This window comes from Candidatus Paceibacterota bacterium (assembly GCA_040905715.1).
GTDB lineage: Bacteria > Patescibacteriota > Minisyncoccia > Phycocordibacterales > CSBR16-193 > JBBDHZ01.
Window position 1 is genome coordinate 414989 of sequence record JBBDRA010000003.1, and the last position, 15079, is coordinate 430067.

16 protein-coding genes are annotated in these 15079 nt (G+C 46.0%); 7 read left to right on the forward strand and 9 right to left on the reverse strand.

Going from position 1 to position 15079, the window contains the following annotated elements; all coding sequences use genetic code 11:
* Window positions 1-4: 4 nt before the first annotated feature.
* Window positions 5-469, reverse strand: coding sequence for a 50S ribosomal protein L9 (gene rplI / locus WD312_03220; GenBank protein ID MEX2564098.1), 465 nt, complete (start codon window positions 467-469; stop codon window positions 5-7).
* Window positions 470-669: 200 nt separating this feature from the next.
* On the reverse strand, window positions 670-1902 hold the full coding sequence (locus WD312_03225) for a S41 family peptidase (protein MEX2564099.1): 1233 nt from the start codon (window positions 1900-1902) through the stop codon (window positions 670-672).
* A gap of 63 nt (window positions 1903-1965) precedes the next feature.
* Between WD312_03225 and WD312_03230 the strand changes: the two genes are divergently transcribed.
* A complete protein-coding gene (locus WD312_03230) occupies window positions 1966-2883 on the forward strand; it encodes a CorA family divalent cation transporter (protein MEX2564100.1) in 918 nt (305 codons plus the stop codon).
* Window positions 2884-2956: 73 nt separating this feature from the next.
* Window positions 2957-4390, forward strand: coding sequence for a cysteine--tRNA ligase (cysS, locus tag WD312_03235; protein ID MEX2564101.1), 1434 nt, complete (start codon window positions 2957-2959; stop codon window positions 4388-4390).
* Here the strand turns inward: cysS and WD312_03240 are convergent.
* Window positions 4387-5094: a nucleotidyltransferase family protein gene (locus tag WD312_03240; protein MEX2564102.1), complete on the reverse strand. Its 708-nt coding sequence runs from the start codon at window positions 5092-5094 to the stop codon at window positions 4387-4389. The genes cysS and WD312_03240 overlap by 4 nt on opposite strands.
* 178 nt (window positions 5095-5272) lie before the next feature.
* Between WD312_03240 and dnaB the strand changes: the two genes are divergently transcribed.
* Together dnaB and WD312_03250 are read left to right on the forward strand one after the other, a co-directional pair.
* Window positions 5273-6670, forward strand: a complete 1398-nt coding sequence (dnaB, locus tag WD312_03245) for a replicative DNA helicase (GenBank protein MEX2564103.1) — start codon at window positions 5273-5275, stop codon at window positions 6668-6670.
* Window positions 6671-6716: 46 nt separating this feature from the next.
* Complete coding sequence (locus WD312_03250) at window positions 6717-7346, forward strand: toprim domain-containing protein (GenBank protein MEX2564104.1); 630 nt, start codon at window positions 6717-6719, stop codon at window positions 7344-7346.
* Window positions 7347-7510: 164 nt separating this feature from the next.
* On the opposite strand, the gene rplU is transcribed toward WD312_03250, so the two are convergent.
* Both rplU and WD312_03260 read right to left on the reverse strand, forming a co-directional pair.
* Window positions 7511-7813: a 50S ribosomal protein L21 gene (gene rplU / locus WD312_03255; protein MEX2564105.1), complete on the reverse strand. Its 303-nt coding sequence runs from the start codon at window positions 7811-7813 to the stop codon at window positions 7511-7513.
* Between the two features lie 191 nt (window positions 7814-8004).
* Window positions 8005-9099, reverse strand: coding sequence for a DNA recombination protein RmuC (locus WD312_03260; GenBank protein ID MEX2564106.1), 1095 nt, complete (start codon window positions 9097-9099; stop codon window positions 8005-8007).
* Window positions 9100-9149: 50 nt separating this feature from the next.
* Here WD312_03260 and WD312_03265 point away from each other — a divergent pair, with 50 nt between their 5' ends.
* Together WD312_03265 and WD312_03270 are read left to right on the forward strand one after the other, a co-directional pair.
* Window positions 9150-9608: a GatB/YqeY domain-containing protein gene (locus tag WD312_03265; protein MEX2564107.1), complete on the forward strand. Its 459-nt coding sequence runs from the start codon at window positions 9150-9152 to the stop codon at window positions 9606-9608.
* Window positions 9609-9905: 297 nt separating this feature from the next.
* Window positions 9906-10142 (forward strand): hypothetical protein, encoded by a 237-nt coding sequence (locus tag WD312_03270; GenBank protein ID MEX2564108.1) that lies wholly within the window; start codon window positions 9906-9908, stop codon window positions 10140-10142.
* Here the strand turns inward: WD312_03270 and WD312_03275 are convergent.
* The 3 genes from WD312_03275 to WD312_03285 form a co-directional block, all read right to left on the reverse strand.
* A complete protein-coding gene (locus WD312_03275) occupies window positions 10106-10648 on the reverse strand; it encodes a DNA-3-methyladenine glycosylase (GenBank protein MEX2564109.1) in 543 nt (180 codons plus the stop codon). The genes WD312_03270 and WD312_03275 overlap by 37 nt on opposite strands.
* Window positions 10649-10982: 334 nt before the next feature.
* Window positions 10983-11756, reverse strand: coding sequence for a helix-turn-helix domain-containing protein (locus WD312_03280; GenBank protein ID MEX2564110.1), 774 nt, complete (start codon window positions 11754-11756; stop codon window positions 10983-10985).
* 393 nt (window positions 11757-12149) lie between these two features.
* Window positions 12150-12923, reverse strand: coding sequence for a helix-turn-helix domain-containing protein (locus tag WD312_03285; protein ID MEX2564111.1), 774 nt, complete (start codon window positions 12921-12923; stop codon window positions 12150-12152).
* Between the two features lie 324 nt (window positions 12924-13247).
* Here WD312_03285 and WD312_03290 point away from each other — a divergent pair, with 324 nt between their 5' ends.
* On the forward strand, window positions 13248-13499 hold the full coding sequence (locus tag WD312_03290; protein MEX2564112.1) for a hypothetical protein: 252 nt from the start codon (window positions 13248-13250) through the stop codon (window positions 13497-13499).
* Window positions 13500-14272: 773 nt separating this feature from the next.
* Here WD312_03290 and WD312_03295 read toward each other — a convergent pair.
* Window positions 14273-14692, reverse strand: coding sequence for a hypothetical protein (locus tag WD312_03295; GenBank protein MEX2564113.1), 420 nt, complete (start codon window positions 14690-14692; stop codon window positions 14273-14275).
* Window positions 14693-15079: the final 387 nt, after the last annotated feature.

Here is a 15079-nt window from a genome sequence, read left to right on the forward strand (position 1 = left end):
ATCGCTAAGCGGTAGTGGCTGCCTCTTCAGCAGCACTCACTACAACCGGAACCCCAAGTTCTTCCTCACCTACTGCCACCACGACCTTATACTCACCCACCTCCTTTACCTCCTTACCAACAGAGATCACTGACTCAGGTATTTCAACACCTGATCTTTCTGTAAGCGTCTGGGCGATATCAGCACTGTGAATGGCAGCAAAAAGGTGTCCCTTTTCATTAGCGGCAGCACTAAGAGTAATACCTGACTCCATAAGTGGCTTGAGAGCTGATTTTATAGCCTCAGAGCGCTCAGCAACAGCTACGGCATTCCTTTCGTGTCGTCTCTCAGCTTCGGCAAGGGCGCTCATGGTCGCAACCTCAGCCCGTTTCTGCGGAACGAGAAAATTAAGTGCGTAGCCTTTTGCCACCTCAATAATATCTCCTTTTCGGCCTAATTTTTTAACGTCTGTGGTAAGGATAACTTTCATGATGTGTTATTAGTTCAGTTATATTGTGATTCTATACTACACAGGAAACAGTAAAAGTAAACCCTAAAATGTATTTTAAAGCACTTTAGAGTTTGCTGTAACTACGCCTGCCTGCCGGCAGAGGCAGGCTTTCAACCGCTCCTCGCTGGTTGCAGTAAAGCTATACAACTCTACAGAACTCTCCTAACCTCCCGGCTTAATTACTGATTAAGCAACTCAATAGCCTTATCCATCTGCGGGTCTACACCCTGCTGATACTGCTCCGGTGTACGCTCCACCTCGATCTGTGGAGTAAGGCCGGCTTCTGAGATCGAGTTTCCGCCTGGGGTTACCCATTGGGCAATCGTTACTTTTAGCGATGTTTTCGGATTACTTGTTATCTGCACCAATTCCTGAACCGACCCCTTTCCGAATGTTTGAGTACCTACAAGAGTTGCTTTTCCGTGCTCACTCAAAGCTCCGGCAAGAATTTCTGAGGCAGACGCAGACCCTCCATCTACGAGTATCGCTATTTCAACATCGTCGTCTACCACATTGTATCCTTTGCTTCGCCAAACCTGATCTTCACGTTTGTCTCCATAGTCTTCGCGAACAACAACACTTCCTTCCGGAAGAAAGTGGCTTGCCATGTCTACTGCTGCGGTAAGAAAGCCGCCCGGATTCTGACGTACATCAATGATTAACTTATCACTACCACTTTCGATAAAGCTTTTCATGCTCTGCCGAAAAAGCGAAGCAGATGGTTCAGAGAAATTATACAGCTCGATCACGTAAATACCGTCATTGCGCTCATACGCATTGATCGTCGGAATATCGATCGCGTCTCGAACCACAGGTATTGTGAGCGGCTCTTCTTCTCCCTCGCGGATGATCGTAAATGTCACCGTAGTCCCTTTCTCGCCACGAATGATCTGCACCGCTTCATCCACAGCCATATCTTGGGTAGACCTACCATCAATTTCAACGATCATATCTTGAGACTGAATACCCGCTCGTTTTGCCGGTGTTCCTTCAAGCGGTGCAATTACCGTCAAGACACCGTCACGCATGCCAACCTCCATCCCTACCCCTTCGAAGTTGCCGCTAATATCTTCCTCGAACGACTTATTGTCCTTTGGTGGTAAGAAAACCGTATACGGGTCACCGAGCGAAGATGTTAAGCCCTGAATAGAGCCCCACAACTTTTCTTCAGCGGTTATCGTGCTTTCTGAGGATGTTCCCGCAGGAACATACTTTTCATCAATTGATTTCCAAGCGCGCCAGTACGCACTGAAATCAACATCATCAGACTTGTCCTGAGTGATATTCTTTAAACCGTTCGCTCGGTCGTCGCTGTTTTGATACAGGCCAACATAAACTCCGGTTCCAAATGAAAAGACCATCAGTCCGAGAGCTATAACCACAGAGAGTGTTTGTTTCCCGTATTGACTCATACACACATGACATTGCTCATAAGTAATCAACTTATGATACCATAAATACAAAGCACACCAACTATGCGACGAGACTACCAACACAACGGCGTTACCTGGATCGACCTTCATCAACCAACTCACGAGGAGTTGCGAGAACTGATGAACGAAATAATGCTGTCTCCGGATATTATTAATGACTTATCCACTCCTTCGCCGCGTCCAACCACGGAATTACACGGCGACCTCTTATACACTGCGTTTCTTTTTCCCGCCTTTCAGCACACCCACAAAGAAGGTGGCACAAAGCAAGAAATAGACTTTGTGCTTACTCAAAACACACTCATCACTGTTCACTATGACACGATCGATGCTCTCCACAAGTTCGGCAAGATGGTCGAGACTCGATCGATACTCAATAACAAAACAAGTCCTTCTACAAGCAGCTCCCTCTTTTTTGCACTACTTAAAAAACTCTATAAATCGGTATACCACGAGATAGAATACGCCGAAGATTGGCTTGATCGTACCGAGGACGATATTTTTTCCGGTCAAGAGCGCGAGATGGTCACTACACTTTCCCAGATCAATCGTCGCTTCCTTGATATTAGAAAAACGATCCACCTCCACGACGAGCAGCTCCGCTCTCTGAAAGACGCATCTCATCACGTTGATCAAAACGATTTCGCTCACAATATTGACTCTTTGCTTGAGGAATACAGCAAGATACAGGAAACGATCGTCCACGATCTGGCTCTTGTACGTGAGCTTCAGGACACGAACAATTCACTTGTCCGAACGAAACAAAACGAGAGCATGCAAACTCTAACCTCTATCGCCTACATCGCACTTCCGATCACGCTTGTTGCGTCTATCTTTGGAATGAACGCATCCAACATGCCTATCGTTGGCGCCGCGTATGATTTCTGGTTCATACTGAGCATTATGGCTGTTTCTGCAGCCGTTCTCTTCCTTACCTTTAGAGGTAAAGGGTGGTTATAAATTATTTTTTCTATTTAATTACTAGAAAGAAGAAATGCCCGTATTCGACCGCATCCTGTGGTATCATTTCCCTATGCTTACGCTATATAATGATCTGACAAACAAAAAGGAGGTATTCGAACCGCTCGATCCTCCACGAGTGACCATGTACAACTGCGGCCCGACCGTATACCACTATGCCCATATCGGTAATCTGCGCTCCTTTGTCTTTGCCGACACGCTACGTCGTGCCCTGGAAAGCAACGGCTACACCGTTGACCAAGTTATCAACATTACCGATGTCGGTCATCTGACCGGTGACACTAACGATACCGGCGCTGACAAAATAGAAGCTCAAGCCAAAAGAGAGAACAAAACCGCAGAAGAGATAGCGCAATTCTACACCGACGCATTTCTTTGTGACCTTGATCATCTTGGTATTGACCGGAATACCATTCGCTTCCCGATGGCGACCGCGCATATCGACCAGCAAATTGAACTCATCGAGCAACTAGAGAAAAAAGGAGTGACGTACGCTACCGATGATGGCATTTACTTTGATACATCAGCCGCTGAGAACTATCCAAAACTTGGCACAATACAAGCGAGTGGTCTTCAGGCCGGAGCTCGAGTTGAGGAAAATAAACAAAAGCGACAACCGGCTGATTTTGCATTGTGGAAATTCTCCAAGACCAAAACACAACAGAGTGAAAAGCGGCTTCAAGAATGGAATTCACCATGGGGAGTAGGTTTTCCCGGCTGGCATCTTGAGTGTTCAGCAATGGCTATTCAATACCTAGGAGAGACCATTGATATTCACACCGGAGGAATCGATCTTGAGTTCCCTCACCACGCCAACGAGATCGCCCAGAGCGAATGCGCCACCGGTAAACCGTTCGCTCGCTACTGGCTTCACAGTGAACACCTTAATCTGAAGGGTGCAAAAATGGCCAAGTCTGATGGCAACATTATTACCCTTCAGGATCTGATACAAGACGGTATTCACCCTCTCTCGTACCGGTACTGGCTCTTGACCGCTCACTACCGCTCACCGATCACATTTGACCCTGAAGCTGTCCTCGGAACCCAGCGAGCACTCGAACGGCTCAAGACACAGCTCGATCAACTCCCTCAGAAAGACACGGAGGGAAACACAAAGACTGACACGGTAGTACCGGAAGCATATCTGATCAAAATAACTGAAGCAATAAATGACGATCTTGACACGCCGACACTAACAGCTCTTATCTGGGAAACCCTCAAAGACACTGAACTAACCGGTATAGCAGAACGCTATACGGTTGAATACATTCTTGATCTCCTTGGCATTGACCTTGCTGACTTCTCCGGCAGAGAATCTATTGGCATTACCGAACTTCCTCCAGAAGTAGCTGAACTTGCACAGGAACGTGAAAACGCTCGTGCATCTAAAGACTTCGACCGTGCAGACAAACTCCGTGCAGATATTAAACAAGCCGGCTATGAGATCCACGACACCGAAACCGGACCTGAATTCACCCACGTCTAAATAGTATTTATCTTCTCGAAAGAATCTGACGAGAAGTACTGCTCTGCCCTTTCGATATCTTCCGGGGAGGTCATTTGCATCCAAAACTGTGACTCAACCAATGCGATAAGATGACCGTCCTTTGCGGCAGACAAAATAGTTTGCGGCAACCCGTATTCATCCTTACCCGGTAATTTTACAAGATCGTACGAGAAAATATCTGGCTGCAACACGAACATACCAATGTTCACTGTTCCATTTTTCACCTGATGCACTCCCTCAACAATATCGGCAAGCGTACCGTCGTCATTCAACGTCACGCGACCTCCCCGCTCAAGATACGGCAGTGTCGTTACTCCCATTGACCAGCCATGCCCTAAAAGCGCTTCCATGTCCTGCCGACAGTAAATGTCATCGCCCATCATCACAAGAAAACGCTCAGTGAGATGCTCACGCGCCTTCCAAAGCGCTCCGCCGGTTCCGTCAAGCACATCAGTATGAACGTAGGTTATTTTGCGTCCGTCGTAGGAATCGCCAAAATGTGAGCGAACCTGGTCGCCGTGATATCCGACCACAAGCACCACCTCATCGATCTCACCGGGCATCATTGCTATTTTGTGCTCCAGCAATGTCTTTCCTGCAACCTGAAGCATGGGTTTCGGTGTATCCTCAGTCAAGTGAAGCATGCGTTTTCCGCGCCCGGCTGCAAGAATAACTGCTTTCATACGTGAAGGTAAGTGCTCATCTTATATACGGGTAACTATTCATCTATACTACCATATTTAAGCATGCGCACATCACACGCTACGCACAGAGTTCTGACTATACACATATTAACCACACGCTCTCCCCCATCACTTTTTGAAAGCGTCATCCAGCATGGTAGGATACATACGACTTCATATGAGCACCACGGTAACTACACCCAAAAAAAGTACGAGCGGACTGCGCGTCCCCCCGCAAAATATCGAGAGTGAACAAGCTTTGATCGGCTCTATTCTACTACGTCCGGAGGCCATGTACGAAGTGACCGATATGGTAACCGCAAACTCTTTCTACGCCGATAAGCACCGCCTCATCTACGAGGCAATGATCGAGCTGTTTCAAAAACATGAACCGATCGACATGCTCTCGCTTTCAAACCGTCTCAAGGAAAAAGGTATACTTGACCAGATCGGTGGCAACGAGTATCTGACCGATCTCACAAACGCGGTCCCTTCCTCAGCCAACCTGAAATATTACGCCAAGTTAATACAGAAGAAATTCATGATGCGTGGTCTGATCGATGCTTCAGAGTTTATCGGTGCACTTGGGTACGATGACAACAGCGAACTCGAAGAGATCCTGGACAAGGCCGAAAAACGTATTTATGAACTCAGCAACGCTTCAGCAACGCACAAATTTGTTGAGATGAAGGACGAACTTACAGAGGCCTGGGAACGCCTCGACAAACTTCACAATTCAAAAGAAGATATTCGAGGTGTACCGACCGGCTTTCCAGCAATTGATAATACTATTGCCGGCCTACAGCCTTCTGATCTTATTATTTTAGCCGCTCGTCCTTCCATGGGTAAGACCGCACTCGCACTTGATATCGCCCGCCAGGCTGCCGTTAACCATAATGTATCAGTTGGTATCTTCTCACTCGAAATGAGCTCTCAGCAACTCGTAGACCGTATGCTCGCTGCCCAGGCTCTTGTTGATGCCTGGAAACTGCGTACCGGCAAACTCACCAGCGACGAGGATTTCAAATCGATTCAAGAATCCCTCGACAAGCTCTCTCGAGCACCTATCTATATTGACGACGAGGCAACCAACAACATCCTTAAGATGCGCTCTGTAGCCCGTCGGCTCAAGAGTGAAAAAGGGCTCGACCTTATCATCGTGGACTACCTGCAGCTTATGCAACCAATTGAATCACGAGGTAGCGACTCGACCGTCCAGCAAATTACTGAGATCTCGCGAAGCTTGAAGCAGCTCGCACGTGAACTCGATGTGCCCGTTCTGGCTCTCTCTCAGCTTTCTCGTGCTGTTGAACAGCGCGGCGGTCGACCGAAGCTATCTGACCTTCGTGATTCCGGTGCGATTGAGCAAGATGCCGATGTCGTGATGTTCATTCATCGTGAGAAGGGGCACGAGGCAGACGAGGACAACGACAACATTGCTGAAATCCTGATCGAAAAACACCGAAACGGTCCGACCGGTATCGCTCAGCTCCATTTCAATGACAAAAAATCTACCTTCCAGAGTATAGAGAAAGGTCAGTATGCCGGAGTCGAAGATGAATTCGCTAGCTTTTAAATTAGACTCTACCGGCAGACAGAGTCTAATATCTAACGTCTAACGCATGTCTTCATTCGACAAACTTCAACAACTTCTTACAGAGCTTCCCGGCATTGGTCCACGTCAAGCGCAGCGTTTTGCTACTTTTCTTACCCGAAAAAACAGTGCCTACATCAATCAGCTTATACACGCACTGAATGATACCCGGTCGCACATGAAGCTCTGTACCGACAGCTATATGCTTTTTTATGCGACAGACCCCAAACAAACACTTTCCCCTATTGCCCGCGATACCAATCGAGAAAAGAGTCAACTTCTCATTGTTGAAAAAGATGTTGACGTGACCCAGATCGAGCGAAGTAATTCGTATCACGGTCACTATTTCGTCATCGGCGGAACTGTTCCCTTTGTTGAATCAGATCCAAAGCAACAGATCCGTCTCAATGAGTTAAAAGCAGTGATCGAACGCAAAGTACCGGAAGGATTGAACGAGATAATACTCGGACTCTCAGCTACCCCTGAGAGCGAGCACACAGCAGCAATCCTCAAGGCAGAGCTTCAACCGATCGCTGAAAAAAATACCCTCACTATTTCCACACTCGGTCGCGGGCTTTCCACCGGTACCGAACTCGAGTACTCCGACGAGAATACGATCAAATACGCGCTCAAAAATCGACAGTCTAGTGGTCAATAGCTACTTGATAATAGGTATCCCCACACTACGGTCGAAACTCCGACCCGAAGGGGTGTCAACGTGGCATGTTGACACACAAATGTCCTAACCCAGGGTTAGGACATTTTTTATACTAAAAAATCCGCTTCCGCGGATCCTTGCGCCTAAAGCCAAAAGCCTAATGCCTATCTAATTGCTTCGATCTTCACCTTTATAAATTGCTGACGGTGTCCTTTCTGCTTGAAGTAACGACTCTTTGATTTATACTTGATAACATCTACCTTCTTTGAGCGGCCTTTTGACTCGTAGATACCTTCAACTTTTGCTTTTTCAATAAATGGAGTACCGATCGTTGTGTCGCTTCCATTGTCAACAAAGAGTACATTCTCAAATACTACTTTGTCTCCTTCTTTGAGCTCGTCGTTAAGCTTTTCAATAGTAATACTATCTCCCACAGCAACACTGTATTGCTTGCCACCAGTTTCGATAACCGCGAACTCGTCTGAGTTAGTCTTTGTTGCAGTCTTCTTCTTTGCTTCTTTTTTCGGGGCAGCTTTTTTTACAGCTGTCTTTTTAGAAGCTGTTTTGCTCGTTGATTTCTTGGTTGCTTTTGTCTTTTTCTCTGCCATATATGTCTCGCTATTGTACATATTCCCTCAAAAAACGCAACATCTCGCCTCTATTCTTCCCGCTCTTGGGGTCTGTCCAGCTGCATCCCCTCAACTCCACTTGCCACACCGGTGATCTTAGTCACATCCTTATCTATTTTTACCAACTCTTTATCAGCAGCATTATAATGGTTTACGGTTGTTGAGAGTGACTTACCGATCTTTTTAAAATACTCATCATACCGATTAATATGACGTGAAAGTTCACCAACATTCTTCTGTATTTGCTCGGCATTCTTTTCTATTTTAAAAGCATTAAAGCCATAGAGCACGGACTGTAAATACGCATAGAACGTAGTCGGTGAGACAATGATCACTTTTTTGTCGTTCATTGCATAATCAACGAGGTTGCGAGCATTAACATCCAGCCCGCCGACTCTATTGACCAAAAGATCGTAATAAATCCCCTCCGCCGGTATGAACATGAACGCAAACGGCAGTGTTCCCTCCTTGGGCTTTATATACTTTGCAGTCTCATCTATACGTTTCTTGAGATCGTCCTTGAACTGTTTAATGAACTGGTCCCGGCGCATTTCATCTTTCTCATTCGATAACTGACTGTAGCTTTCAAGCGAAAATTTAGCGTCCACTGGAATAATACCGTCACGTGCGTGAATGACAGCGTCGACCGCGGTGCCGTCGTCAAATCGATACTGAAGCTCATATACATCCGGGGGCAATATATTAGAAAGAATAAGGTCAAGACTGGCCTCCCCAAAATTTCCCCGCTCCTTCTGGCTTTTGAGCGTTCGCTGCAGATCTTGCAACTGCTCCGCAACCGTGAATATCTGATTTGAGCGCTCTTTCATCTCCACCTGACCTTTTGAAACTTCGCTCAACTGCTTATTTACCTGTTCATTGATCTGCTGTATGAGTCGCTGTGAGTCATGGAACTGATTACGCACCGTATCACTCATCTGCTTCGAGGTCTCGCCGATCTTGCTGTCGACCACCTTAGAAAGCTCATTCATCTGCTGAAGCACCAGCTCTAGCCCTTCCCCTTTTGGCGCCTGCTGCTTAAGCTGACGAAGTATGAGCCAACCGACGAACCCCACGGCTGCCATAATAGCGACACCAACAAATACAATCAATGTAGTCTCTGACATAGTGTGGTAAAGTATATCATGTATAGACATTTCATCTAATCACCACCTATATGTCACTTCAGCAACAAATAAAAGACGACCTCAAAGCATCAATGCGCGAGAAAAACGCAGTAAAAGTAAGCGTACTCCGCAATATAACCAGCGAGATAACCAACCAACTTCTTAAGGAAGGTCAGACCCCACAAGGAGCACTCGCCGACGAAAGCGTTCAGAACGTCATTGAGCGTCTGGCTAAACAGCGTCGCGAATCAGTTCAACAATATGAGCAGAACGATCGACCAGAGGCAGCCCTACAGGAAAAGCAAGAACTAGAGGTACTTGAAGCCTATCTTCCCGAAAAAATGAGCGAAGATGAGGTACGTGTCATTGTTATAGAAAAGATCAAAGAGACTGGCGCAAGCTCTCCTTCAGATATAGGTAAAGTAATGGGTCCGATAATGCAAGCCCTAAAAGGTAAAGCCGACGGTGAAACAGTAAAGAAAGTGGTAACAGAGGAACTGTCAGCCTAGATTGACAGTCTTTTATAATAGTCGTAGTATTATAACGGGGTACACATCGTAGTGTACAGCACATGACAGTGACAATTTCTGAAGGGGCTCACCATGAGCGAACGAAACGATGACCAAGCTCCGCGCCCGGAAGAGGATGGCAAAGGTCTCCTGGAGGCGCTTGAAAACTCCACTCAAGGACTGTCCGATGATTGGCTCTTTCCAGGCGCCACCGGAAGAAAACGCTCGTCTCCCCTTACTCCCAATGACGAACTCGACAGACAATCTGCGGGTTAAACATTTGTACGGAGATCTGACATGTACCACGGCAGACAGGAAACTGCTTCGCTCGACCGATTTGATATCGCGCGCGAGGTGGTACGGAATCGAAACGCACGACGGAGAGACGACAGGCCACTGATAGAGCTAGGTACCCACATTAGAGAAGTGCTTCGAATGCACTCTCTTGATGCGGGTGACGTAGCTCTTATCCGGTCCGTCCGTCGGGCGGTTCTAGATCAAGAAGAAGATCGTTCCGGTTTGTTCCCCGGATAAACAAACCGATACGGTTTATCCGCCCAATCCCCCGCATAGGCGACGCCTATCCGCGGGGTTTTTTCTATTTTATTTTCAGGGATAATTATCCCACTATCCTCAAACCACACGCCGGTATCAGGTATCGAAGGTAATCCATGTATTGATCTATCTATACCAAGATCTCTGGTTAACTTACCTGGACCGTTAAAACCTTCTACACCACGAATAAGCACCGCGGAGGGATACCCCCTCTCCCCCGTCACTATATTGAGCATATGGTACATTCCATACACGAGATACACATAAAACACACCGCCCTCCCTATACATTACTTCTGTACGAGCAGTTCTGCCCTTTGAGGCATGGCACGCAAGATCATTTTGCCCGTCATACGCCTCCACCTCGGTTATACAATACCGTTCAACACCATCCTCCCTTGCTAGCACAAGGTACTGACCTAGTAGTTCCGGAGCAACTTTCAAAACAGGGCGTTGAAACCATTCTTTCGATAGGATTGTACTCATGGAAAAACAGGTAATAATTGACATTTAGTCAAAAAAGATTATAATAGCTGATGGAGTCGACGAGAAAGACATGCTGGAATAGAGATTGCGTATCAGTCTCTACATCTGAAGGGATTCCAGCCCAAGGCAAATGTTCTTTGGTCATTCGTGATCCAGCAAGTTAACGGCGCAGCATACGCGTCTATAATCGCAGTGAGATATGCTTGAATCATACATGGACTTGCTCGGAAACTCGGATGCCCGAAAAGGAGCCTGTCATGGACTTCTAAAGAAACATGACTAGCGACTACGCCCCGGATAAGACAACATCTTATCCGGGGCAATTTTTTTAAAATTATTCCTCCTCACCTGCTGCACTTTTTTTCTTTGTATCGTACACAAAATTAATAAGGCTGCGTATAGTTTCCGCAAACTCAGGGCTTTGAATATACACGCCCGACACAGTATCCCCTAGAATACTCACTCTTACCTTATCTCCAAAAACCCCCACGTCACATTGAATCGGATACTTTGAAGCATCAAGCCAAACAGCTTCACTTTTTTCTTGCTTAGGTAAAACATTCTTTTCTTTGGATGTATAAACAGCTCGAGCGGAGACGCCGCGGTCGAGGCGTATTTGCCGGTAACGATCTCTCTCTTGCTTCGTAAACTTTTCCTGCAACATATCAAATGGGAAAAGAATATGAAGCATCTTGTCCTCCGACTCTGACCGACTAAACTCATCGAGAATACTAAGGACTCCCTCGTGTCCTTCATAATATTTCACAACAGGTCGCTCTCCTGTTCCGCGTTGCATACTTCTTAGTTGCGGAATAACATCACTTTTCAGCTCTTTTGACTGTTCGTTGAGCTCCTGTTTCCGACGCTCCACGTATGTCTCAAGCCGCTCCGGTGACTCTGCTTGAAACTGTGTCCGCTTCCCTACCGTCGTCTCACTTACTAGCCCCTTCTCTGCCAGCGACTCTATGATCACATAGACAGTCGGACGCTTAATATCTGTCGTACGGGACAACTCTGTCGCCGACGCAGAATCAACTTGCAATAAAGCCAAATACACTTTGGCTTCTTTTTCGCTCATTCCCAGATTTTGGAGGTTTTTTTCCAACATATTTCCTAAAAATAGCGTCTATTTCATGTGTTTACTATACCATAGTTATGCTACTTTTTACAAGAATTGTTGTATGACAAAAATTGCATTTAGTGACAATTTGTGATAATATAAAAAATGGAGGTTCGATGAAAGACAGGGCAAAAACACGGGGTTTTTGCCTAGGTGTGGAGGACTGTCCATTGTGTTGATGGAACAAAAGTAGTTTCCTCTACATGCTGCCTTTCATTGTAGGTTCTTTCATGGGTATTAGCCCAGCGCTCAGCTGATCTGGGACACCGCCCGAGAAAGGAGCGAAAGAGGCATGGATGTATAACATCCCCGAACAAGGCCCGGCGAATCTAATTCGCCGGGCCATTTATTTGTTTCTACCTTGTACTCTGACTTTTATACTTATGCGTTTTCCTCACTTTCTTTTTTACTTTTCTTATATTCAAATGCCAAATTAAAAAGTGTGCCGAGCGTTTCTGCTATGTCTTTACTATGTATAACTATGCCGGTTATATCACCGCCGAGCGTATTAATACGAACTCGATCTTTATAAATACCAATATCGCAACTAATTGGATACTCCTGACCTTCAATACGATATTGATTTACCATTTTATCTGATGGCAACTCCGCACCACTGTATACATACAGAGCTTTTGAACTCGCACCATTTTTTAATCGTAAATGTCTAAAGTCGTCTAGTTCGTGCTCGGAGAAACGACTTTCAACCAGATCTTTATCATAAACGGTATAGGCAGGTCCTTCAGTTTTTTCACCACCTTGATACTCCTCTTGTATTGCACTTAGAGCACCTTTCTTTCCGGTATAATACTTCACAACAGGCTTCTCCCCTTCACTCAACTCAATACTCTTAAGCTTAGGGATTAAATCATGAGTTAGTGATTCCTCATGATTTTTTAAACTTCGGATTCGCTGAGAGAGATATACCTCCAATCGCTCCGGTGACTCCGCCTGATAATGCGTTCGTTTTCCGACTGTTGTTTCACTTACTACCCCTTTCTCTGCAAGTCCTTCAATTGTTGAATAAACAGTCGGGCGCTTAATTCCGGTTGCTCGAGCTATTTCAGTGGCAGAAGCGTTATTAACTTTTAACAACATTACATAAACTGTCGCTTCTTTTGCTGTAAATCCTATTTTTTTTAGATAGTCTTCCATAAAAATCAAAACTCCCGCGTTTATGTTATTGGTAATTCCTACTTACCTAGTTATGACACTTAAAAACCAAAAGTGTTACAAAAAAGTACATTATATTTTTCATAGTGTCCGATAGAATAATCAGAAAAGCGCTTTGACAAACAGTAGTCAGTCGCAAAAAATGAATTTTGACAATTCAAATAAATTGAGTATAATTTCTAAATCGTGTTCTTTTGTTTTGAAACCACCAGTGAAGGTTAACGCATGTTGAAGATATCAGTACTTACCGTTTCGATTTTAGCCCTAATCACTCTTGGCACAGGAGGATGTGCCAGCGTCACAGACGTGCAAAGCGTCCAAGGTAACCGTTGGATGCATGAGTTGGAAGGTGAACTTCTGGCAAAGCGCTACATGAGCGATTACGACCAAACGTTCGCTTACATCAGACGGCAGGTCGACGATCAGGACATCGTTGAGGCATGGACAGCAAATCCATACGACATGGAGGGGCCGTACAAGGTGGCGCAGATGCTGTACAGCCAGTACGACATCGAGAAAATGGACATCCTGGTGAACATGAACCTGAGTAACAAGTGAAGCAGAGACCGGCGATCTCTGTCCGGCACGCATAGCAATATGCGTGCTGATTTTTTTACATAAAGATCTACCTTATCGGTAAGCTAAAAATTTTATGAGCCTATAAGAATCGGTGGAGCTCACAACAAAAGCCGGAACGCATTCGCGTATCCGGCTGGCTGATTTGTGATGATGTACTAGCCTTTGCTCGAACCCATTTCGAGGAAAGACTAGTACATCATCACAAAAAGAAACTTCCTCGGCGCAAAGCGCCAACTCGCGCCTACGGCGCGGAATGTGGGGAGCCAAAATACCACGTCGCTTCGCGACGAATTGGGACGGGACGGGCGCGCCGAAGCGCGCGGATTTGTCTTTGTTTCGTATCTAAAAACTTTTATATGATCAAACCAAAATATTTTCTATACGCTCGCAAGAGCACTGAAGATGATGATAAGCAGGTGATGTCTATCGAGGCACAGTTGTTTGAGCTTCGTGAATTTGCGCGTAAAGAAAATCTTGAAATCCTAACGGAGTTTCAAGAGTCGAAAAGCGCAAAGACTCCTGGACGTGAGCAGTTTGCGGAAATGATGACGCGCATTGAAGCGGGAGAAGCACAGGGTATTCTCTCGTGGCACCCAGACCGTTTAGCCAGAAATAGTATCGATGGAGGGCGCGTCATTTATGCTGTCGATACTTCCAAGATATCGTCTTTGCGCTTTCCGACATTTTGGTTTGAACCCACCCCGCAAGGGCTCTTTATGTTGCAAGTGGCGTTCGGACAATCGAAATATTATTCAGACAATCTGACGCAGAATGTGAAGCGCGGGATGCGCCAAAAAGTTCGGCGAGGCGAGTGGCTCACCAAAGCTCCCTTTGGCTATGTGAACAATCCACGTACGAGAAATATCGAACCGCATCCAGTTCATAGCAAGATCATTGTGAAAGCGTTTGAGGAATACGCCAAAGGTGAGCATGGATTGGTTTCGCTCGCCGACTTTTTGGCGCTGCATGGAGTAACTACCCAGAAAGGAACGCCACTTGGCAAAGCTTCCATCAAACGAATGCTGACGAACCGAGCATATCTTGGATTTGTCCGTCATCATGGCGAATGGTTTGACGGAAGCTTTGCGCCAATTATTTCCCCGAAATTGTTTGAAGCCGTACAAAAAGTATTGTCGGCAAGAGAACGTCCTCGCAAGCGGAAAGTGAAGCATGACTTTCCCTTTGTTGGTATTTTTGAGTGCGGTGAGTGTGGGAGCATGTTCACGGCACAGTGGGCTACGGGCAAGTGCGGAGGAAAGTATCGGTATTATCGTTGTACCAAAAAGAAAGGGTCATGCTCCCAAGGATATGTGCGTGAGGACGTTCTCGCCGACCAAGTAAAGGAACAGCTTCAAACAATTTCGATTTGCGATGCATACACTGATTATATGCTCGACAAAGTCGAGGAAATGGAGAAAACAGAAAATACTGCATCGCAAAGCGGTGTCCAAAATCTTTCCGATAGAATCAAAGCCAGTGAGGCACGCATGGATAAGCTAGTCGGTGCATATCTTGATGGCGACATTCCGCGAGACATCTACACCAAGAAAAAAGACGAG

What these genes read in the sequence shown, in the direction of transcription:
- rplI (MEX2564098.1), bottom strand. Translation starts at nt 469, where the DNA reads ATGAAAGTTATCCTTACCACAGACGTTAAAAAATTAGGCCGAAAAGGA.
- WD312_03225 (MEX2564099.1), bottom strand. Translation starts at nt 1,902, where the DNA reads ATGAGTCAATACGGGAAACAAACACTCTCTGTGGTTATAGCTCTCGGA.
- WD312_03230 (MEX2564100.1), top strand. Translation starts at nt 1,966, where the DNA reads ATGCGACGAGACTACCAACACAACGGCGTTACCTGGATCGACCTTCAT.
- cysS (MEX2564101.1), top strand. Translation starts at nt 2,957, where the DNA reads ATGCTTACGCTATATAATGATCTGACAAACAAAAAGGAGGTATTCGAA.
- WD312_03240 (MEX2564102.1), bottom strand. Translation starts at nt 5,094, where the DNA reads ATGAAAGCAGTTATTCTTGCAGCCGGGCGCGGAAAACGCATGCTTCAC.
- dnaB (MEX2564103.1), top strand. Translation starts at nt 5,273, where the DNA reads ATGAGCACCACGGTAACTACACCCAAAAAAAGTACGAGCGGACTGCGC.
- WD312_03250 (MEX2564104.1), top strand. Translation starts at nt 6,717, where the DNA reads ATGTCTTCATTCGACAAACTTCAACAACTTCTTACAGAGCTTCCCGGC.
- WD312_03260 (MEX2564106.1), bottom strand. Translation starts at nt 9,099, where the DNA reads ATGTCAGAGACTACATTGATTGTATTTGTTGGTGTCGCTATTATGGCA.
- WD312_03265 (MEX2564107.1), top strand. Translation starts at nt 9,150, where the DNA reads ATGTCACTTCAGCAACAAATAAAAGACGACCTCAAAGCATCAATGCGC.
- WD312_03270 (MEX2564108.1), top strand. Translation starts at nt 9,906, where the DNA reads ATGTACCACGGCAGACAGGAAACTGCTTCGCTCGACCGATTTGATATC.
- WD312_03275 (MEX2564109.1), bottom strand. Translation starts at nt 10,648, where the DNA reads ATGAGTACAATCCTATCGAAAGAATGGTTTCAACGCCCTGTTTTGAAA.
- WD312_03280 (MEX2564110.1), bottom strand. Translation starts at nt 11,756, where the DNA reads ATGTTGGAAAAAAACCTCCAAAATCTGGGAATGAGCGAAAAAGAAGCC.
- WD312_03285 (MEX2564111.1), bottom strand. Translation starts at nt 12,923, where the DNA reads ATGGAAGACTATCTAAAAAAAATAGGATTTACAGCAAAAGAAGCGACA.
- WD312_03295 (MEX2564113.1), bottom strand. Translation starts at nt 14,692, where the DNA reads ATGCTTCACTTTCCGCTTGCGAGGACGTTCTCTTGCCGACAATACTTT.